At 72.0% G+C, this 19,691-nt stretch carries 13 protein-coding genes and 1 pseudogene; 3 read left to right on the top strand and 11 right to left on the bottom strand.

Translation table 11 applies throughout. The annotated features are described in order from the left end of the window. The first annotated feature begins 71 nt into the window (after positions 1 to 71). The 3 genes from ABT245_RS06445 (at position 72) to ABT245_RS06435 (ending at position 6,140) form a co-directional block, all read left to right on the top strand. The gene (locus ABT245_RS06445; protein WP_351729348.1) at positions 72 to 2,813 is read left to right on the top strand and encodes a lysylphosphatidylglycerol synthase domain-containing protein; all 2,742 of its coding nucleotides are present in this window, start codon (positions 72 to 74) and stop codon (positions 2,811 to 2,813) included. An 89-nt stretch (positions 2,814 to 2,902) separates the two neighbouring features. Then, positions 2,903 to 4,441 carry an alpha/beta hydrolase gene (locus tag ABT245_RS06440; protein ID WP_351729606.1) on the top strand — a complete coding sequence of 513 codons (1,539 nt, stop codon included), beginning with the start codon at positions 2,903 to 2,905 and terminating at the stop codon, positions 4,439 to 4,441. Positions 4,442 to 4,622: 181 nt separating this feature from the next. Next, positions 4,623 to 6,140: an alpha/beta hydrolase gene (locus tag ABT245_RS06435; RefSeq protein ID WP_351729604.1), complete on the top strand. Its 1,518-nt coding sequence runs from the start codon at positions 4,623 to 4,625 to the stop codon at positions 6,138 to 6,140. A gap of 98 nt (positions 6,141 to 6,238) precedes the next feature. On the opposite strand, the gene moeZ is transcribed toward ABT245_RS06435, so the two are convergent. The 11 genes and pseudogenes from moeZ to ABT245_RS06380 all read right to left on the bottom strand — a co-directional run bounded on the left by moeZ (position 6,239) and on the right by ABT245_RS06380 (position 19,689). Further along, the gene (gene moeZ / locus ABT245_RS06430) at positions 6,239 to 7,417 is read right to left on the bottom strand and encodes an adenylyltransferase/sulfurtransferase MoeZ (RefSeq protein WP_351729345.1); all 1,179 of its coding nucleotides are present in this window, start codon (positions 7,415 to 7,417) and stop codon (positions 6,239 to 6,241) included. 63 nt (positions 7,418 to 7,480) lie between these two features. Next, entirely contained in the window at positions 7,481 to 8,230 is a 750-nt protein-coding gene (locus ABT245_RS06425) for a spherulation-specific family 4 protein (RefSeq protein WP_351729342.1), read from the bottom strand. Beyond that, positions 8,218 to 9,177: an NAD-dependent epimerase/dehydratase family protein gene (locus tag ABT245_RS06420; RefSeq protein ID WP_351729340.1), complete on the bottom strand. Its 960-nt coding sequence runs from the start codon at positions 9,175 to 9,177 to the stop codon at positions 8,218 to 8,220. The genes ABT245_RS06425 and ABT245_RS06420 overlap by 13 nt, the downstream gene beginning before the upstream one ends. A gap of 139 nt (positions 9,178 to 9,316) precedes the next feature. Beyond that, positions 9,317 to 10,816 (bottom strand): hypothetical protein, encoded by a 1,500-nt coding sequence (locus tag ABT245_RS06415; protein WP_351729338.1) that lies wholly within the window; start codon positions 10,814 to 10,816, stop codon positions 9,317 to 9,319. After that, on the bottom strand, positions 10,813 to 12,498 hold the full coding sequence (gene pelF / locus ABT245_RS06410) for a GT4 family glycosyltransferase PelF (protein WP_351729335.1): 1,686 nt from the start codon (positions 12,496 to 12,498) through the stop codon (positions 10,813 to 10,815). Before pelF ends, ABT245_RS06415 begins: the two co-directional genes overlap by 4 nt. 190 nt (positions 12,499 to 12,688) lie before the next feature. After that, positions 12,689 to 14,452: a dipeptide ABC transporter ATP-binding protein gene (locus ABT245_RS06405; RefSeq protein WP_351729333.1), complete on the bottom strand. Its 1,764-nt coding sequence runs from the start codon at positions 14,450 to 14,452 to the stop codon at positions 12,689 to 12,691. An 8-nt stretch (positions 14,453 to 14,460) separates the two neighbouring features. Further along, positions 14,461 to 15,456, bottom strand: a pseudogene (locus ABT245_RS06400) (ABC transporter permease); the annotation flags it as partial. After that, on the bottom strand, positions 15,453 to 16,556 hold the full coding sequence (locus tag ABT245_RS06395; RefSeq protein ID WP_351729331.1) for an ABC transporter permease: 1,104 nt from the start codon (positions 16,554 to 16,556) through the stop codon (positions 15,453 to 15,455). The gene ABT245_RS06395 and the pseudogene ABT245_RS06400, both read right to left, overlap by 4 nt. Before the next feature lie 21 nt (positions 16,557 to 16,577). Then, positions 16,578 to 18,296 carry an ABC transporter substrate-binding protein gene (locus ABT245_RS06390; RefSeq protein ID WP_351729329.1) on the bottom strand — a complete coding sequence of 573 codons (1,719 nt, stop codon included), beginning with the start codon at positions 18,294 to 18,296 and terminating at the stop codon, positions 16,578 to 16,580. Between the two features lie 181 nt (positions 18,297 to 18,477). Beyond that, positions 18,478 to 18,573: an Ms4533A family Cys-rich leader peptide gene (locus ABT245_RS06385; protein WP_351729326.1), complete on the bottom strand. Its 96-nt coding sequence runs from the start codon at positions 18,571 to 18,573 to the stop codon at positions 18,478 to 18,480. A gap of 57 nt (positions 18,574 to 18,630) precedes the next feature. Then, positions 18,631 to 19,689 (bottom strand): DUF3152 domain-containing protein, encoded by a 1,059-nt coding sequence (locus tag ABT245_RS06380; RefSeq protein WP_502982071.1) that lies wholly within the window; start codon positions 19,687 to 19,689, stop codon positions 18,631 to 18,633. Positions 19,690 to 19,691: the final 2 nt, after the last annotated feature.

Genomic DNA, 19,691 nt, shown 5'->3' with positions numbered 1-19,691 from the left:
ACCCTGTGTGTCGGAGGGTCATGCCACCATCGTGCGGGCGGTGACCGGTGATACGAGACCAAGAAGAGACCATGAAGCAGCAGGGCGTGCACGCCGAGGGCGCGGAGGGCACCTCCGACGCCGGGGCGCGCCCTGACGCCGCCCAGGCGCACGGCACGAGCCCCGCCGAGGCGGACAACGGCACCGGGGCCGCACACCTCGCCGACTGCCCCGACGACGCCCACGCCGACGAGGTCGAGGGCGACGAGCCCCTGCTCCCCGCGCGCGTGCACCGGCCCTCCGACCTGATGCGCCTCCTGGTGGGCGTGCTCGCGATCGCCGTGCTCCTGGCCATCGCCGCCTTCGCCCACGGCACCACCTCGGGCCTGGAACAGGACATCAACAAGGGCACCGGCCAGGCACCCGATCTGCTGATCAAGATCGCGGGGCTGGCGTCGAGCATCGCCATCCTTCTGGTGCCGGTCGCGTTCGCGATCGAGCGGCTGATCAAGCGGGACGGGCTGCGCATCGCCGACGGCGTCCTGGCGGCGGTCCTCGCGCACGGGGTGACGCTCGCCACCGACCTCTGGGTCGCCAGGGCCGCTCCGAACTCGATCCAGGAAGCGCTCACCCAGCCCTCCCCCGGCAACATCCACGCCCTGACCGACCCGGTGCACGGCTATCTGGCCCCCGTCATCGCGTACATGACGGCCGTCGGCATGTCCCGCAGACCGCGCTGGCGCGCCGTGCTGTGGATCGTGCTGCTGCTCGACGCGTTCTCCATGCTGGTCACCGGCTATACGACGCCGTTCTCGATCATCCTGACGGTGCTCATCGGCTGGACCGTGGCCTACGGGACGCTGTACGCGGTCGGCTCCCCGAACGTCCGCCCCACCGGGCGCACACTGATGGCGGGTCTGCGCCACGTCGGCTTCCACCCGGTGTCCGCCGCCCGCGAGGAGGCCGCGGACACCGAGAACGGCGACCGCGGACGGCGCTACTTCGTGACCCTGGAGGACGGTCCGCCCCTGGACGTCACCGTCGTCGACCGGGAGCAGCAGGCCCAGGGCTTCTTCTACCGGGCGTGGCGCAATCTGACCCTGCGCGGTTTCGCCACCCGCTCCAGCCTGCAGTCGCTGCGCCAGGCGCTGGAGCAGGAGGCGCTGCTGGCGTACGCCGCCATCGCGGCCGGCGCCAACGCGCCCAAGCTGATCGCGACCTCCGAGCTGGGTCCGGACGCCGTCATGCTCGTCTACGAGCACACCGGTGGGCGCACGCTCGACTCACTGGCCGACGAGGAGATCACCGACGAGCTGCTGCGCCACGCCTGGCACCAGGTCCAGGCGTTGCAGTCGCGACGCATCGCGCACCGCAGGCTCGCGGGCGACGCGATCCTGGTGGATCGCTCCGGTTCGGTGATCCTGACCGATCTGCGCGGCGGCGAGATCGCGGCCGGAGATCTGCTGCTGCGCATGGATGTCGCCCAACTCGTCACCACGCTCGGACTGCGGGTGGGCGCCGAGCGGGCGGTGGCCTCCGCGGTCGGCGTTCTCGGCCCCGACGCGGTCGCCGACTGTCTGCCGATGCTCCAGCCCATCGCCCTGACCCGCTCCACGCGCGCGACGCTGCGCAAACTGGCCCGCGAGCGGGCGCAGCGGGAGCGCGAGGCGGTCCTGGAAGCCTCCCGGCAGGACAGGCAGGCCCGCCTGGAGGAGGCCTCGGACGACACCAGGACCACCCTGGAAAAGCCCGACAAGAAGACGGTGCGCGCCGAGCAGCGGGCCGAGAAGCGGGCCATCGACGAGGCCGTGGAGGAGGCCCGCGAAGAGGATCTGCTCACCCAGATCCGGCACGAGGTGCTGCGCATCAGGCCGCAGGCCCCGGTGGAGCCGGCCCGGCTGGAGCGGGTCAGGCCCCGCACGCTGATCAGCTTCATCGCGGGCGCCATCGGCGCGTACTACCTGCTGACTCAGCTCACGCACATCGAGTTCGGCACACTCTTCGCGCAGGCCCAGTGGGGCTGGGTCGCGGCGGCGGTGCTGTTCTCGGCGCTCAGTTATGTCGCCGCCGCGATGGCGCTCCTCGGCTTCGTGCCCGAGCGCGTGCCGTTCCTGCGGACCGTGGGGGCGCAGGTCGCCGGGTCGTTCGTGAAGATCGTGGCGCCGGCCGCGGTCGGCGGTGTGGCCCTCAACACACGCTTTCTGCAGCGCTCCGGCGTGCGCCCCGGACTCGCGGTGGCGAGCGTCGGCGCGTCGCAGTTGTTCGGGCTCGGCTGCCACATCCTGATGCTGCTGTCCTTCGGCTATCTGACCGGCACCGAGAAGACCCCGTCGCTGTCCCCGTCCCGGACGGTCATCGCCGGCCTGCTGACGGTGGCGGTGCTCGTCCTCGTGGTGACCTCGGTGCCGTTCCTGCGGAAATTCGTCGTCACGCGCGTGAGGTCGCTGTTCGCGGGCGTCGTGCCGCGCATGCTCGACGTGTTGCAGCGCCCGCAGAAGCTGGTCACGGGCATCGGCGGGATGCTGCTGCTCACCGCCTGCTTCGTGATGTGTCTGGACGCCTCGATCCGCGCGTTCGGCGACGGGTCGACCTCGCTCAGCATCGCCAGTGTCGCCGTCGTCTTCCTGGCCGGCAACGCCCTCGGTTCCGCGGCGCCGACTCCGGGCGGGGTGGGCGCCGTGGAGGCCACGCTGACCGTCGGACTGATCGCCGTCGGGCTCCCCAAGGAGGTCGCCGCACCGGCCGTGCTGCTGTTCCGGCTGCTCACGCTGTGGCTGCCGGTGCTGCCGGGCTGGCTGGCCTTCAACCACCTCTCCCGCCGGGGCTCCCTCTAGAACGCCGGGACGCGGCCCGGCCAGGGGGCGGCTCGTACCTCGTACGGCCCGCACCCCGAGCGCCCCGGCGTGCGCCGCCCCAGGATGGGATCATGAAGCCTTCCCGGATCCGCGCCGCCGCGGCCGCCGCCGTCCTGCTGCCCTCCCTGCTCGTGGCCTGCGGCGGCAGCTCGAAGGCCGGGGACCTGACGGTCCAGAAGCTGGACTGGAAGGACTGCCCGGCCCCCTCCGAGGCGGAGGGCGGCGGCAACACCCCCTCGCCGCTGCCGGGCAGCGGCCCCTGGCAGTGCGCCACCCTGGAGGCGCCCCTGGACTGGAGCAACCCGAAGGGCGACACCATCGGGCTCGCCCTCATCCGGGCCAGGGCGAGCGGTGACCCGGCCAAGCGGATCGGCTCGCTCATCTTCAACTTCGGCGGGCCCGGCGGCAGCGGCGTCACCACGCTGCCCGCCTTCGCCTCGGACTACGCGAAGCTGCGCACGCGCTACGACCTGGTGAGCTTCGACCCGCGCGGCGTCGGCCGCAGCACCCCCGTCAAGTGCAAGACCGACGCACAGCTCGACGTGTACTTCCAGCAGGACGCGACACCCGACGACGCCACCGAGCGGGCCCAACTGGTGGACCGGACCAAGGGGTTCAACGCGGCCTGCGAGAAGAACTCCAAGAAGATCCTGCCGTATGTGCCCACCACGGACGCCGCCCGCGACATGGACCTGATGCGCCAGGTCCTCGGCGACACCAAGCTGCACTACTTCGGCATCTCCTACGGCACCGAACTCGGCGGCGTCTACGCCCACCTGTTCCCCAAGAACGTGGGCCGGGCCGTCTTCGACGCGGTCGTCGACCCCACCAAGACCCCCGAGCAGAACGCTCTGGGCCAGGCCAAGGGCTTCCAGCACGCGCTCGACAACTTCGCCGACGACTGCACCTCGAAGGTCACCGAGTGTCCGATCGGCGACACCCCGCAGGACGTCAAGAACCGCATCGCCAAACTCCTCGCCGACCTCGACAAGAAGCCGATCCCGGGCATCTTCCCGCGCCAGCTCACCCAGACCGCCGCCACCAACGGCATCGCGCAGTCCCTGTACTCCAAGGATTTCTGGGAGTACCTGACCCAGGGCCTGGAAGAGGCGTACGACGGCGAAGGCAGGATCCTGATGCTGCTGTCCGACTCGTTGAACGGCCGCAACGAGAACGGCGAGTACAGCAACCTCACCTCCGCGAACGTGGCCATCAACTGCGCCGACGAGAAACCGCGGTACACCGTCGAGCACATCCAGCGCAAGGTGCCCGAGTTCCGCGCCGCCTCCCCCCTGTTCGGGGACTTCCTGGCCTGGGGCATGATCAGCTGCACCGACTGGGCGGTGCCGGGCGCCGCCGACCACCCCGACGTGAGCGCGCCCGGATCGGCGCCCATCGTCGTCGTGGGCAACACCGGCGACCCGGCGACCCCGTTCGAGGGCGCCCGGAGGATGGCGGACGCGCTCGGCAAGGGCGTCGGCATCCAGCTGACGTACAAGGGGCAGGGGCACGGCGCGTACGACAGCAAGAACAAGTGCGTGCAGGACGCCGTAAACGGCTATCTGCTGGACGGGAAGCTGCCGACCACCGGCGCGGTCTGCTCCTGACCCCCCATCAGCTTCGATGAATACGCAGGTCAGAGCGTTATCCACAGGCTCTCACGGGTCGGGCTCGATCCGCCTACTATGGCGTAACCGCTCTCCGCGACCGACGTGCGGAGGGCTTGCGAGGGGGGTGCACAAGGTGCGTTTCGTACGGTGGACGGCCGCGGTGGCGGCAGCGGTGCTGATGGCCGGATGCGGCGGTGGATCGTCCGACGGCGGTGGAGACACAGGCGCGGGCGCGGGCGACAGTAAGGACCGGTCGGCTCCGTCGTCGGCGGCGCCGACCGGACCGTCCACCGCCGGACCGCCCTCCTCGCTCACCTCGCAGAAGCCCGACTGGGGCCGCTGCAAGGCCACCGCGGACTCCGCGGCGCCGAGCGCCGACTGGCAGTGCGCGACGCTCAAGGTCCCGCTGGACTGGTCGAAGCCGGACGGCCGGACGATCGAGGTCGCGCTGATCCGGGCGCGGGCCACCGGCGGCGACCGCATCGGCTCGCTGCTCTTCAACTTCGGCGGCCCGGGCGGCTCCGGCGTCTCGACGATGCCGTACTACGCCACGACGGTCGCCAAGCTGCGCGAGCGGTACGACCTGGTGAGCTTCGACCCGCGCGGGGTCGGGGCCAGCGAGGGTGTCCGCTGCCGCAGCGACCGCGACATCCAGGCCGCCGAGACCGTGGACAACACCCCCGACACCCCGGCCGAGGAAAAGGCCTACCTCCAGGACGCCGCCGACTTCGGCAAGGGCTGCGCACGCGCCGCCGGAAAGCTGATGGCGCATGTCTCCACGGCCGACACCGCCCGCGACATGGACCTGATGCGCCAGGTCCTCGGCGACACCAAGCTGCACTACTTCGGCATCTCCTACGGCACCGAACTCGGCGGCGTCTACGCCCACCTGTTCCCCAAGAACGTGGGCCGGATGATCCTGGACGCGGTCGTCGATCCGACCGCCGACACGGTGGGACACGCCAAGAACCAGGCCCTGGGCTTCCAGCGAGCCCTGGACGACTACCTGAAGTCCACCGGCCAGGACCCCGCGGAGGGATCCCGGAAGATCGCGGACCTGTTGGACCGGCTCGACACCCAGCCGCTGCCGGCGACGTCCGGGCGCGGGCTCACCCAGTCGCTCGCGGTCATCGGCATTGCCCTGCCGCTGTACAGCAAGTCCCGCTGGCCGGAGCTGACCGAGGCGCTGAGGGCGGCCGAGCGGGGTGACGGCTCACGGCTGCTGTCCCTCGCCGACGACTACAACGAGCGTCACTCCTCGGGGCGCTACGGCACGTCGTCCCACGCCCAACGGGTCATATCGTGCCTGGACGACAGGCAGCGGCCCACGCTGGAGGAGACGAAGAAGCTGCTGCCGAAGTTCGCGGAGATCTCCCCGGTGTTCGGGGAGTTCCTGGGCTGGGACACGGTCGGCTGGTGTCACGACTGGCCGGTGGCCGGGCAGTACGACACCCCGGAGGTCGCTGCGCCGGGTGCGGCGCCGATCCTGCTGGTCGGCAACACCGGCGACCCGGCGACGCCGTACGAGGGCGCCCGCAGGATGGCGGACGAGCTGGGCAAGGACGTCGGTGTGGAGCTGACCTGGAAGGGCGAGGGGCACGGGGCGTACGGCAGGGGGAGCGACTGTGTCGATACGACGGTGAACGCCTACCTGCTGGACGGGACGGTGCCGAAGGACGGCAAGGTCTGCGCCTAGCGGCCCACGGCGCGCGGGCCCCGGAGAGGGTGCGGGCAGCGGAAAGGGGCCCGGCAGGTGCGGTGCCGGGCCCCTCCGCAACCGGTGAGGGCGTACGCCTAGTAGACCGGCTTGTCCGGCTCGATCTGGTTGACCCAGCCGATCACGCCGCCGCCGACGTGCACGGCGTCGGCGAAACCCGCGGACTTCAGCACGGCGAGGACCTCGGCGCTGCGCACGCCCGTCTTGCAGTGCAGGACGATCTTCTTGTCCTGCGGAAGGCCCTCCAGGGCGGAGCCCATGAGGAACTCGTTCTTCGGGATGAGCTTGGCGCCCGGGATGGAGACGATCTCGTACTCGTTCGGCTCGCGGACGTCGATGATCTCGACGTTCTCGCCGTCGTCGATCCACTCCTTGAGCTGCTTGGGAGTGATCGTCGAGTCGGCGGCCGCCGCCTGGGCCTCCTCGGACACGACGCCGCAGAAGGCCTCGTAGTCGATGAGTTCGGTGACGGTCGGGTTCTCGCCGCAGACCGCGCAGTTCGGGTCCTTGCGGACCTTGACCTGGCGGTACTGCATCTCCAGGGCGTCGTAGATCATCAAGCGGCCGACCAGCGGCTCGCCCGTGCCGGTGAGGACCTTGATCGCCTCGGTGACCTGGATGGAGCCGACGGACGCGCACAGCACGCCGAGGACGCCGCCCTCGGCGCAGGAGGGCACCATGCCGGGCGGCGGGGGCTCCGGGTAGAGGCAGCGGTAGCAGGGGCCGTACTCGGACCAGAACACCGAGGCCTGGCCGTCGAAGCGGTAGATCGAGCCCCACACGTACGGCTTGTTGAGCAGCACGCACGCGTCGTTGACCAGGTAGCGGGTCGCGAAGTTGTCCGTACCGTCGACGATCAGGTCGTACTGGCTGAAGATGTCCATCACGTTGTCGGCCTCGAGCCGCTCCTCGTGAAGGATCACGTTCACGTAGGGGTTGATGCCCTTGACGGTGTCACGCGCCGACTCGGCCTTGGAGCGGCCGATGTCGGCCTGGCTGTGGATGATCTGGCGCTGCAGGTTCGACTCGTCGACCTCGTCGAACTCCACGATGCCGAGCGTGCCGACGCCCGCGGCGGCCAGGTACATCAGCGCCGGCGAGCCCAGACCGCCGGCGCCCACACAGAGCACCTTCGCGTTCTTCAGCCGCTTCTGCCCGTCCATCCCGACGTCAGGGATGATCAGGTGGCGGGAGTACCTGCGGACCTCGTCTACGGTGAGCTCAGGGGCCGGCTCGACCAGGGGTGGCAGCGACACGGGGACTCCGTTGGTCGGTCAAACACTACGGTTGTTCTCCCTGTAACACTGCCACGGCCTCTTTCATTCCGAGACACCCGTTCCGATCCGCGAGACGATGTCGTCCCAGTAGCCGGGCATCGTCTCCCAGGGGTCGATGTGACCGCCGCGGTCGGTGCGGTCCGTGAAGTAGATCGTGGCCGCGCCCTGCCAGCGGGCGATGCGCAGCGCCTCGTCGAGATGGCCGCGGGGCACGCCGTGCACGAAGTGGCAGAAGCGGTCGGGCGGGTAGTCGGCGGTCCACTCGGCGGCCTGCGACCAGCGGTAGTCGGACCAGGCGCCGGAGAAGGTGACCAACTGGTCGGCGTTCTCGGCGTAGCCCGGGTGCGGATGGACGCCGTGGTCGAGGACGAGGTGGGTGGCCTCGCCGAGGGTGCGCAGCGCGGTGACGGTGCGCCGGATGTCGGGCAGTTCGGCACGCTCGGTGGGGCAGCGGGCCAGCAGGAAGCCGTCGACCTGGTACCAGTCGCGGTAGCGGCGCGCGTCCGAGAGCAGGTCCGCGTGGGCCCGGCTGCCGTACACGGTGTCCAGGTGGCCGAGGACGCGGACGCCTCCGTTGCGCAGCCGGCCCGCGGCCTCCAGGCAATGCGGGTCGGGGTGCGCGCCGGGGCCGTCGGCGACATCGAGGACCACCCAGTGCAGGGGCGTGCCGGGCCGGGTGAGTTCGGCCCACTCGGCCGGGGCGAGGAGGGGGTGCGCAAGGCCGGGGACGCCGAAGCCGGTGCGCAGAGCGGCGCGGGCGGTGCCCTCCGGGGTGCTGGTCAGATACGGCATGCGGCCTCCATCCAGATGTCGGCGAGGGATTCCTCAAGGTTGATCCTGGGGCGCCAGCCGAGCCGGTCGCGTGCGGTGCGTACGTCGGCCTGCTGCCAGCTGCCGCAGCCGTCCGGGTACGGGAACGCGACGGGCGGCGTGTGGTCGGACTCGGCGCGGGGGTGCCCGATGGCGGTGCGCAGCGGTCCGGGAGGTCCGTCGAGTTCGTGCAGGGCGCCGCCGTATCCGGCGACGCGGGCGAGGACGGCGGCGGCGTCCCGGAGCCGGACGGCCCGGCCGGAGCCGATGTTGATGACGCCCTGCGCGGCGGAGAGCGAGGCGGCGTGCACGGCGCGGGCCACATCGCGTACGTCGACGAAGTCGCGTTGCACGCCGAGGCCGCCGAGTTTGAGTTCGCCGTCGCCGGCCTGCATGGCGCGGCGCATGGCTTCGGCGAGCCGGCCGAGCGGCGAGCCGGCCGGGGTGCCGGGCCCTGCGGGTGAGAACACGCGCAGTACGACGGCGTCCAGGCCCGATCCGAGGACCAGTTCGGTGGCGGCGAGCTTGCTGACACCGTACGGGCCGCCGGGGCGGGGCACGGCGTCCTCCGCCGTGGAGGAGCCGGGCTGGCTGGGCCCGTACTCGGAGCCGCAGCCGATCTGCACCAGACGGGCGCCGCAGCCGCTGCGGCGCAGGGCCTCGCAGACCGTGGCGACGGCGACGGTGTTGTGCCGGGTCAGTTCGCGGGCACCGCCGCGGGTGGCGCCCGCGCAGTTGACGACGACGCCGGGGTGGACCGCGTCCAGGAAGCGGGTGAGCGCGCCGGGGCTGCCGGTCGCGAGGTCGAAGCGGACGTCGGCGTCGTCGCCGCGGCCGAGCGCGGTGAGCTGGACGGCCGGGTCGGCGAGCAGACGGTCGGCGACGAACCGGCCGAGGTAGCCGTTGGCTCCGATCAGCAGGACCCTCATCGTTCGGCTCCCGGGGTGTGTGCTCCGGCTGCTCCGGTGGCTCCGGATGCTCCGGGTCGGGAGGTGGTCATCTGGTCTTCTCCTTCGAGGGGGTGATGCGGTCGTCGCCGCCCGTGGGGTCGGGCGCCTGCGAGGGGGTTCACGTCTGCTCCCCGGTCGGGGCGTGGGCCGAGGCCCGGGTCAGGGCGCGGCTCGCGTGGAGCAGCAGCGCCAGCGCGGCCGTCGCGCAGGCGAGTGTCGGGACGCCGCCGGGACCCCAGGCGTCCACCAGGGTCTCGACAGGGGTGGCCAGGAAGGCGCAGCCGGGGAGGTGGGCGGCGAGGACCAGGGCGGGCGCCAGTGCCTCGGCGGTGGCCGCGGCGGTGAGGGCCAGGGCCGCGGGGTGCGGTAGGTGGTGGACGGTGAGGAGACGGGCGAGCAGGAGGAGGGCACCGAGGGCGAGCGTCTCGGGGTAGGCGGCGGGCTCCCGCAGGACCGCGCCGGTGACTGCGGCGAGGGCGGCGAGCGCGCCCAGGAACAGGGCGAACACGCCGAACAGCAACGGCCGCACGGCGGCGGCGAACTCCTTGAGGCCGCGGCTGCCGTCGAGTCTGCGGCGGGCGCGGGTGGCGAAGAGATGGGCGCAGCAGGCCGCCGGGACGCAGGCCAGGGTGAGGGCCAGGACGGGCGCGGCGGTCACCGGCCAGGGGCCGTCCGCGGTACCGTTCGGCAGTCCGTCGGGGCCGCCGGACAGGGCGGCGTCGAGGAGGCCGTCGCCCAGGAGGGCGTATCCGAGCAGCCACCAGGTGCCTGTGTGGGTGCCGTCCGCGGGGCGCCACGCGTGCGTGCCGGACGGCGTGCTCAGCGGGCCGCGCCGCAGTGCCGTACGGACGCCGAGTGCCACGGCGAGGACGCCTGCGGCGGCCACCAGGAGACGGGCACGGCCGTGGGTGAGGTGCAGGCCCGCCAGGGTGAGCCCGGTCAGGGCGCCGGGCAGGAGGGCACGCAGGGCCCAGGCGGCGCGCACCCGGGTGGCCGGGGCGGACTGGGCGGGCGGCGGGGGTTGGTCGCCGTCGCGGGGGACACGCGCGTGCATCTCCTCGGCGAGCGAGAAGACGTCGCGGTGGCGGAAGCGGGCGGCGGTCCGGTCGGTGATGCCGTGCGCCTCCAGGCCCGCGGCGATCTCCAGCGGGTCCACGGCCCGTTCGCACAGGTCGCGGTGCCGGTGCATCAGCGTCTTCACAGGGTCCGCGGCCCCGCGCCGCCCCCTGGCCCCGCGCATCGCGTCCGAGCCGGCGCTGACCGCACCGCGGCCTCCGCCCGTCGGCCTCTCGCCGGTCGGGGTGCGGGCCGGGGCGCCGAACGCCGGTCTTTCACCGGTGACATCCATGGTGGCGTCAGCGGTCGCGTCACCGAGGGTCGTATGTCCGTCGGTGTACTCCTGAGCCCGCATGACGTCCCTCGCGTCTCTCGTGTCGCTCTCCTCCGTCACACCGGCCTCGCCTGTCGAACCGGGCGCGTATGGCTCGCCCAACTCACCGGACTCACCAGGCTCATCCGGCTCCTTCGGTTCTCCGAAGAGCCAGCCCTCGGATCGGGCGTCCCAGGCGCCGGGGCTGGCCGGGGTGGCGGGGCGGTCCAGTTCGCCCAGGCCGCTCATCGGGCACCCTCCGTGGCCGCCACCGGGGTCGCCGCCACCGGGTCGGACGCGGTGACGGCCCAGCCGGGGCCGCCGCGGGCGAGGACGCGGCTCGCCGGGCCGGTCCAGCGACCGGGGATGTGCGCCTCGGCCGGGACGGCGAACGGCAGGGGTTCGCCGGATCCGTCGAGGACCACGCGCCGCACCGGGCAGCGCGAGACGACCTCCAGGTAAATGCCGTGAAATGCCGCGATGTTCTGCTCGACCGTGAACAGTTCGAGCGCGCGGGCGCGGGCGGCCGCGCCCAGGCGCTCACGGCGCTCGGGGTCGCGCAGCAACGCCACGCAGGCTTCGGCGAGCGCCCGTGGATTGCGCGGCGGCACGACGAGACCCGTGCCGCCGATGACCTCGACCACCGCGCCGACGTCCGTGGACACCGTCGCACGGCCGCAGAACATCGCTTCGACGAGACCGATGGGGAAGCCCTCGACGACGCTGGACAGGACGACCACGGCACCCGAGGCGTACGCGTCGGCCAGGGTCGGGAGTTCCGGGCCGCCGATCTCCTCGAAGGACACCGGATTGTCCCCGACGGCGTGCACGCCGTCCGCCTCGTCCGGGAAGAGCTGCGCGGCGAGTGCCCGGCAGTGCCCCAGGTAGGCCCGGCCCTCGGGGTCCGCCGGCGCGCCCACGATCCGCAGCCGGGTCTTGGGCTGCGCCCTGCGGACCTCGGCGAAGGCGTGCAGCAGCGACACCAGGTCCTTGGCGGGCTCCACCCGGCCGACCCACACCAGCGTGTCCGCGTCGGCGCGCTCCTGGGACTCGCCGACCTCGGCGAAGCGGGACGCCTCCATGCCCGGGTAGACCGTACGGATGCGGGAACGGTCCGCGCCGCACCGCTCCTGCCAGCGGCGGGCATGGGTGTTGCCCGGGGTGAGGATCGCGGCTCGTGCGTAGATCTCGGCGGCGAGCCGGCGGTGGAAGGCGGCGAGCAGCGCCCGTACGGCGGGTGCCTGCGTCCCGGCGCCGGCGGCCAGGTAGTGCGAGCGCAGCTGTACGCCGTACTCGGTCACCAGGAGGGGCACGCCGGAGAAGTGGCGGGCGAGCAGTCCGGGCAGGGCGGCGGAGCCGCCGGCCGTCGCATGGCACAGGTCCACGGAGCCGAGGCCGTCGTCCCCGTACCAGTCGAGGGAGAGGGGGCGCAGGGCGCGTTCGAGGTGGGCCGCGACGGTGAGCAGGTCGGGGACGCGGGCCTCGCGCACCGTACGGGGAGTGCCGGGGGCGCGGCAGGCGCGTTCCAGCGCGCGTACGGCGGTTTCGGAGCGGAGCGCGCCGACGAGTCCGCCCTCGTCACGGGCCAGTTCCGCGAGCCCGTACAGGGCACTGGCGAAACGGTCCGCCTGATCGTCCGAGCCGGTGCAGACGGCCCTGGCCAGATCCTCGTAGCACTCGGCGAAGCGCCGACGCGCGCGCCGTGCGTAGCCGACCCCGTCGTCCTCGGCCGTCCATAACGGTGCCGTGCGTACGCGGCTGACCTGTGGTGGAAGCGGAAGCCAGCCCTCGTCCTCCTGCTGCCTGCTGCGGCTGAGCGCGTAGATGTCGAACTCATGCTGTCCGAGCCCGCGTACGAGCCGGTCGCACCAGAGTCTGGCGTCACCGCTCACATACGGGTAGCCACTCTGGGTAAGCAGTCCGATGCGCACGTGTGCACCCCCGATCTCCCTTTTGGGGAGCCGCCGTTGTCCCGACGGCTCACAGCGGGACGAACGTAAGCGGACAGGACGGTGGCGCGACGGACGGTTGTCCGTCGCGCCACCAAAAGGGGTGAACGGCCGTAACTTTCGCGTGCGGATCGCGTTCTGTCGCGCTAAGAGATCACACGGACACGAAGTGTCATGTCGTGGCCAGCTCCCGGCGGGCGGCCCGGCGCCGGGCCGCGACCTCGGGGTCGAGAGCGGGCACCGCGGCCAGGAGCTGCTTGGTGTAGGGGTCCTGCGGGGAGTCGTACACCTCGTCGGCGGGGCCGGTCTCCACGATCCGGCCCCGGCGCATCACCGCGACCCGGTCGCTGACCCGGCGGACCACGGCGAGGTCGTGTGCGACGAAGACCAGCGCGAGTCCCAGTTCCCGCTGCAATTCGGCGAGTAGGGCGACCACTTGGGCCTGGGTGGTGACGTCCAGCGCGGAGACCGGCTCGTCGCAGACGATGACGCGCGGGTCGGCGGCGAGCGCCCGCGCGATGCCCACGCGCTGGCGCTGGCCGCCGCTGAACTCGTGCGGGTAGCGGTCGCAGTGCGCTCCTTCGAGCCCCACGCGCTCCAGCAGATCGCGTACGCGCCCCCGGATGTGCTCCTCGTCCCTCCCCCGCGCGCGGAGCGGGTCGGCTATGGACTCGCCCACGCTGCGACGGGGGTTGAGGGAGGAGACGGGGTCCTGGAAGACCATCTGCACGGCCGGGTTCACCCCGGTGTGCGGGCGGCCCGCGTAGTGGATCTCGCCCGCCGTCGGCTCCAGCAGGCCGACGAGCATGCGGCCGAGGGTCGTCTTGCCGCTGCCGCTCTCCCCCACGATGCCGAGGGTCTCGCCCCTGCGGACCGTGAGGGAGACGTCGTCCACAGCGGTCAACGCCCGCTTGCCGCGCCCGAAGAGCCGCCGGAGCCCGGCCGCCTCCAGGACGACCTCGCGGGCCACGCGCGAGCCGCCGCCCGCCGCACCCCCGACGCCCGCCGCATCTCCGGCGTCCGTCGCGCTCCCGACGCTCGGCTCCATGGCCTCCGACGCCTCCGCGCCCGGCGCCTCCCCCCGTCCGACGCCCGCCCGAGCCACGTCGACCGGGGCCGCCTCCGCCCGAGCCGCTGCCCCAGCCCCAGCCGAAGCCGAAGCCGCGCGAGTCTCGTCCACGCGCGGCACCGCGGCGAGCAGTTCGCGGGTGTACTCCTGTGCGGGCGTGCCGAGGACGGTGCCGACCGGGCCGTGCTCGACGGCCTCGCCGTGCCGCATGACCAGCACCTCGTCGACGCTCTCTGCGGCGACCCCCACGTCGTGGGTGACGAGCAGCAGCCCCATCCCGGTCTCCGCGCGCAGCGTGTGCAGCAGGTCGAGGATCTGCGCCTGGACCGTCACGTCCAGCGCGGTGGTCGGCTCGTCCGCGATCAGCAGGTCGGGCGCGCAGGCCAGCGCCATGGCGATCAGCGCACGCTGGCGCATGCCGCCGCTGAACTCGTGCGGGCGCGCGCGGGCCCGGCGCCGGGCGTCCGGAATCCCCACCCGGCCCAGGACCTCGACGGCACGCGCGCGTGCCGCCCGCCGTGACACGCGCGCGTGTACGCGGTACACCTCGGCGATCTGGTCGCCGATCGCGTAGTACGGGTCGAGCGAGGACAGCGGGTCCTGGAAGACCATGGCGGCCTTGCCGCCGCGCAGGCGCCGCAGTTCCTCCTCGGAAGCCCGCTGCACATCGGTCCCGGCGACCCGGACCGACCCGCCGACCCGCGCGCCGGTGTCCCGGTGCAGGCCCAACAGGGCGTTCGCGACCGTGGACTTGCCGGAGCCGGACTCGCCGACCAGGGCGAGCGCGGCGCCGCGCGCCAGCCGGAAGGACAGCCCGGCGACGGCCCGCAGGGGCCCGAACTCGACCGTGAGGTCCCTGACGTCCACCAGGCTCCTGCGAGCACCACCCGTCGGTCGGCCACCGCGTACAGCACGTCCGCGACGGCGTTGGCGATGACCACGAAGAAACCGATGACCAGGACCGTGCCGACGACCACCGGCAGGTCGACGACGTTGACGGCGTGCACCAGTTCCTGGCCGATGCCGGGCAGGCCGAAGAGGGTCTCGGTGAGCACGGCGCCGCCGACGGAGGAGCCGACGTTGTTGGCGTTCAGCGCGATGACGGGGGCCAGCGCGCCGCGCAGCGCGTGCCGGCCGACGACGGACCGCTCCCCGAGGCCGTAGGCGCGGAAGGTGCGGATGTGGTCCTCCGCGAGCGTCTCCAGCATCGCCGCCCGGGTGAGCCGGGCGAACGCGGCCGCCTCGATCAGGGCCAGTGACAGCCACGGCAGCAGCAGGTTCCAGGCCCACTGCTCGGGGTCGTCGGTGAGGGCGACGTACTGCGGGAAGGGCAGCAGGCGCAGTTCGCCGCAGACGACGATCATCAGCACGAGCCCGATGACGAAGACGGGGGTCGCCGTGCCCGCGAGGGTGACGGCGGTCAGCAGGCGCTCGGAGATCCGCCCGCGCCGCCACGCCGACAGCACACCGGTCCCGACGCCGAGCACGAGCCAGAGCACCATCGCGCCGAGCACCAGCGACAGGCTGACGGGCAGCTTGGCCAGGATGATGTCCATGACCTGCTGGCCGGTCTGGTACGAGAGCCCCAGGCAGGGCGCCGGGCAGTGCTCGACCGACGTGCCGGTCGAGAAGTCCTGGCCGGCGACGAGCCCCTGGAGGAAGTGGCCGTAGCGCACGTACAGCGGGTCGTCGAGCCTGAGCTGCTGGGCGACCTGCTGCACCTGTTCCGGGGAGCAGCGCGGGCCACAGGTGATCTGGGCGACGTTGCCCGGGGTCGCGTAGAAGACGACGTAGACGATCACCGAGATGGCGAGCAGGGTGACGACCGTGCCGACGGCGCGGCGCAGGACGAAGCCGCCGAAGCCGCTCATGCGGACCCCTCCTTCTCGACGGCACCGCCGGCGTCCCCGCGCCCGTCTGTGTCCTTGAGGCCGCCCGCGCGGCCGGTCCCGTCGCCGGGCTCGCTGCCGCTCTTACGGCCGGAGCCGGCCGCGCGCCCGCGGCCCGTTCCTACGCGCAGCCGTGAGGCCGCGCGCGGGTCGAGGGCGGTGCGCACGCCGTCGCCGAGGACCGTCAGCGCGAGCACGGTCACGAACAGGGCACCGGCCGGGAGCAGCAGGTACTGCGGCGCCGCCTGGTACCAGACGTCGGCCGAGGTGAGCATCTGTCCCCAGGAGGGCGTCGGCGGTTTCACGCCGACGCCGAGGAAGGACAGGGCCGCCTCGACGGAGATGTTCATGGGCACGAGCAGGGCGGCGTACGTGATGACGGGCGCGGCGAGTCCGGGCAGCAGTTCGCGCCGGGCGACGTGCCAGGGCCCCCAGCCGCTGAGCCGGGCGGCGGCCACATGGTCGAGCCCCTTGAGACCGAGCGTCTGAGCGCGCACGATCTTGGCGATGTTGCCCCAGGCGATCAGGCCGATGACCAGGGTGACCAGGACGGGCCGCGGGAAGGTCGACGGGACGATCGCGAGCAGCGCCAGAGCCATGATCATCAGTGGCATGGCGATGATGATGTCGGTGGCCCGACTCAACAGTTGATCAACCCATCGGTTGCCGAGCGCGGACGCGACGCCCACGACGACCCCGATCAACACCTGCACCAGGGTCGCGGTCAGCGCGACCCCGAGGGACACGCGCGCCCCGTGGACCAGCCGTGCGAACAGGTCGCGCCCGGTCTGCGGTTCGACGCCCAGCCAGTGGTCGCCGCTGATCCCGCCGAACGAGCCGATGGGCACGCCGCCGCGGGCGGAGTCGACCAGCGCCGGGTGGTAGGTGGTCGGGTCCTGGCCCTCGATGGCGGTGAGCAGCGGCGCGGCGAGCGCCACCAGGACGAGCAGCGCGACGACGACCGCCGCGCCGAGGGCGGCGCGCTGCGTGCGCAGCCGCCGCCAGAACTGACGGGCCCCGGAGACCGCCGGGACGGTGGTGTCCGTCCCGGCGGTCCGGGAGACCGTTGAGGTCTCGCTCATGACTGTGCTGATCCGCTCGGCCTACTTGACCGCGACCTGCGAGATGTCGAGGACTCCGGTCCAGTCGCTGATCACGATGCTCTTGATGTCCTTGCCGTACAGACGCTTGTAGACGGGGTGGAACAACGGCACGGTCAGGGCCTGTTCGCCGATCTTCTTGTCCAGTGCACCCCACCTCTTGGCGGCAGCGTCAAGATCGGTCAACTTGTTGATCGCGTCAATCTCGTCATTGACCGACTTGTCGTTGAGCAGGCTGGTGTTGAAGTTCGCGCCGTCCTTGACGATCTGGCGGCCGTCGAAGATCGGGGCGAGGAAGGGGCCGCCGGAGGGCCAGTCGGCACCCCAGTGGGCGAGGAAGAAGCCCGGCTCGGTCTTCACGTTGTGGATCTTGTCCGAGTAGTCGTTCTCCTCCAGGCCCTGGAGCTTGACCGTGATGCCGGCCTTCTTGAGCGCGTCCTGGACGGCGGTCGCGATCTCCGGGCTGGTCTCGAAGTCCTTGCTGTTGGAATGGGTCAGGGTGATGGTCAGCCCGTTCGGGTGCCCCGCCGCCTTCAGCAGTTCCCTGGCCTTGGCGGCGTCGCCCGTCTCGCCGGCCGGGAACAGGTCGTACGGCGTGTAGCCGAAGGACTTCTGGTCGGGCAGGAAGGTGGTCGCGGGCTCGGCGAGCGCCGAACCGCCGGCCGCGTTGATCACGGACGAGCGGTCGATGGCGTAGGAGATCGCCTGCCGCACCTTCGGGTCGTCGAACGGCTTGACCGTGGGGTTGAACGCGAGGTAGTTCGTGTAGCCGAAGTGGCCGGTGCCGACACGCGCGGCCAGTTCCTTGTCTGCGGTGACCTTGGCGAGTTCGGCCGGGCCGAGGTTGGTGTCCGTGGTGACGGCGGCCGCGTCCGCGCCCTGGGACGCCGACAGCCGCTGGTTGATCACCGAGGAGTCGAGCCCGGAGCGCACGTCGATGGTGTCCGGGTAGGCCTTGCGCTCGGTGTCCGTGGCGGCGGACCAGTGCGCGTTGCGCTCCAGGACCAGGTGTTCGCCGTCGTTCTCGTTCTTGACGACCTTGTAGGGGCCGGACGAGACGGGGTGCTCCTCGTACTTGGCGCCGGTGTCCTTGTCCTTCGGCACGGGCGTGAACTGCGTCTGGGTGGCCAGATAGGGGAACTCGCCCTCCGGCTTGTTCAGATGGAAGACGATCGTCAGGTCGTCCGGCGTCTCGATCGCCGAGAGCCCCTTCTTGTCCTTGTACGGCCCCTGGTAGTCGGCCGCGCCGACCAGCCAGTCCCTCAGGTACGGGGCGCCGCCGGAGAGTTCGGGGGCGAAGGAGCGCTCGATGCCGTACTTGATGTCGGCCGAGGTGATCGGGGTGCCGTCCTCGTACTTGAGTCCCTTCTTCAGGGTGTACGTCCACACGGTCGCGTCCTTGTTGGGGCGCCCGGTGTCGGTGGCGAGGTCGGGGACGACCTTGGCGCCGGCCGCGCCGTTCTCCCGGTTGCGGGTGGTGAGGGTGCGGAAGACCAGGGACGGGACGTTGCCGCCGCCGGAGGTGTAGAGGCGGGCGGGGTCGAAGTTCTGCTGCGGGCTTGAGTTGAGGACCGTGAGGGTGCCGCCCTCGTGCGGCGCGGAGTCGCCACTCGACCCCTTGGCATCGTTGTCTTCCGGCCCGCAGGCGGCGGCGCCCGCTGCCACGACCAGGCCGACGGTTGCCGCTGCCAAGCGGCGCGCTGTGAGGGACGGATGACGCATCGGGATGACGACCTCTCGGTTGATGTCGAGGATTTCTCGAATGGCGAGACAGATGCACAAGGGGTGAGACGCATCTGTACAGACGTCCGCCCCGGCGCCGGGTCGTCGAGGAGATCCGTGCCGTCGGCACGGGGCAGGGAAACGGTGAGTCAGGTCGCGACGCGAACGCCAGGGGCAGGCGTCAACGACAGTGGATGTCGGCCACGCAGAGCGCGGTCACACCGATCAGCGCCAGCTCGATGGCGGCGCGAGAGGTGACGGCATGGCAGGTCCACATGCGCAGAAATATGAACGAACAATCTGCACATGTCAAACGTGACAGGAGCGACGCCGGTCAACTACCGGGGTAGGGCCAGGGGTTGGCCAGACAGTGGATTCCGTCATGGTCGAGGAACTTGGTCTGCTGCTGCATGACGGGCGCCGGCTGTCCGTCCTTGTCGCAGGTGACATGGCCGTAGCCGAGCCGGTGGCCCACCTCGTGGTTGATGAGCATCTGCCGGTAGGCGTGGATCTCATCGCCGTACGTCGTGCTGCCCTGCGCCCATCGATAGGCGTTGATCATCACGCGCTGGGTGGCGGCCGAGTCGCAGGAGACGTTGTCCTCGGTGGTGTCCAGACCGGACTTGGCGCACCACTCGGCGGTGGTGCCGGGGCTGGCGAGGGTGATGACGAAGTCGGGCTCGCCCGAGTGGATCCGCTCGAAGGTGCGGGCGCCGCCGTGGGCCCAGCTGCGGCGGTCGTTGAGCGTCTTCTGCACCGCCTGGGCGAAGAGTTCGCCGTCCAGTCCGAGCCCCTGCTCCACGTCCACCCGGTAGGTGTACTTCTGGCCGGTGCCCGGCGCCTTGGCGATGCCGGGGATCGCCTCGAACCTGCCCGCCGCCTTGAGCGTGGCGCCGAGCGGGTACTTCTTGTCCATCTTCTGCTCGTACGTGAGCGGGGTCACGTCCGGCGACGCGGAGGCGGTGGCGCGGCCGTCGGCGCGGGAGGCGGGGTCCCGGGCGTCGCGCGCCTGGTCGGTGGTGGACCGCGGCTGTGCTTCGGTGTCGTCGCGGCCGTCGGTGACCTGCCCTGCCACGATCACCGCGAGCACGGTGGTGACGGCGGCGGCCGCGATCCCGGTGAACGCACGGCCCTTGCCGCCCTTGGCGGGCGCGGGCGGGCCGGTCGGGGGCTCGTCGTCCTCGTCGCGCTCGCCCGCCACGGGGGCGGCGGCGTACGGTTCCGCGGGCCGCGGGCCGGGCTTGGTGCGGGGCGCGAACACATCGGGGTCGGCGTCGGCGCCGAAGGCGTCGAGGTAGTCCTGCCGAGGGCCGCCGGGCGGCACGGGCCGCTGCCGCGGCAGGGCGGCACCGGTGCCCGCGGCGGCCGGCCCCGGGGCAACCCCCTGCCCCATGC

The organism is Streptomyces sp. NPDC001508 (assembly GCF_040298665.1).
GTDB lineage: Bacteria > Actinomycetota > Actinomycetes > Streptomycetales > Streptomycetaceae > Streptomyces.
This window is presented reverse-complemented; position numbering and strand designations above follow the sequence as displayed.

Coding starts and splice junctions, on each gene's coding strand:
- ABT245_RS06390 (WP_351729329.1), bottom strand. CDS start 18,296: ATGCGTCATCCGTCCCTCACAGCGCGCCGCTTGGCAGCGGCAACCGTC.
- ABT245_RS06415 (WP_351729338.1), bottom strand. CDS start 10,816: ATGAGCGGCCTGGGCGAACTGGACCGCCCCGCCACCCCGGCCAGCCCC.
- ABT245_RS06425 (WP_351729342.1), bottom strand. CDS start 8,230: ATGCCGTATCTGACCAGCACCCCGGAGGGCACCGCCCGCGCCGCTCTG.
- ABT245_RS06385 (WP_351729326.1), bottom strand. CDS start 18,573: ATGTGGACCTGCCATGCCGTCACCTCTCGCGCCGCCATCGAGCTGGCG.
- ABT245_RS06380 (WP_502982071.1), bottom strand. CDS start 19,689: ATGGGGCAGGGGGTTGCCCCGGGGCCGGCCGCCGCGGGCACCGGTGCC.
- ABT245_RS06420 (WP_351729340.1), bottom strand. CDS start 9,177: ATGAGGGTCCTGCTGATCGGAGCCAACGGCTACCTCGGCCGGTTCGTC.
- ABT245_RS06395 (WP_351729331.1), bottom strand. CDS start 16,556: ATGAGCGAGACCTCAACGGTCTCCCGGACCGCCGGGACGGACACCACC.
- ABT245_RS06445 (WP_351729348.1), top strand. CDS start 72: ATGAAGCAGCAGGGCGTGCACGCCGAGGGCGCGGAGGGCACCTCCGAC.
- ABT245_RS06435 (WP_351729604.1), top strand. CDS start 4,623: ATGGCCGGATGCGGCGGTGGATCGTCCGACGGCGGTGGAGACACAGGC.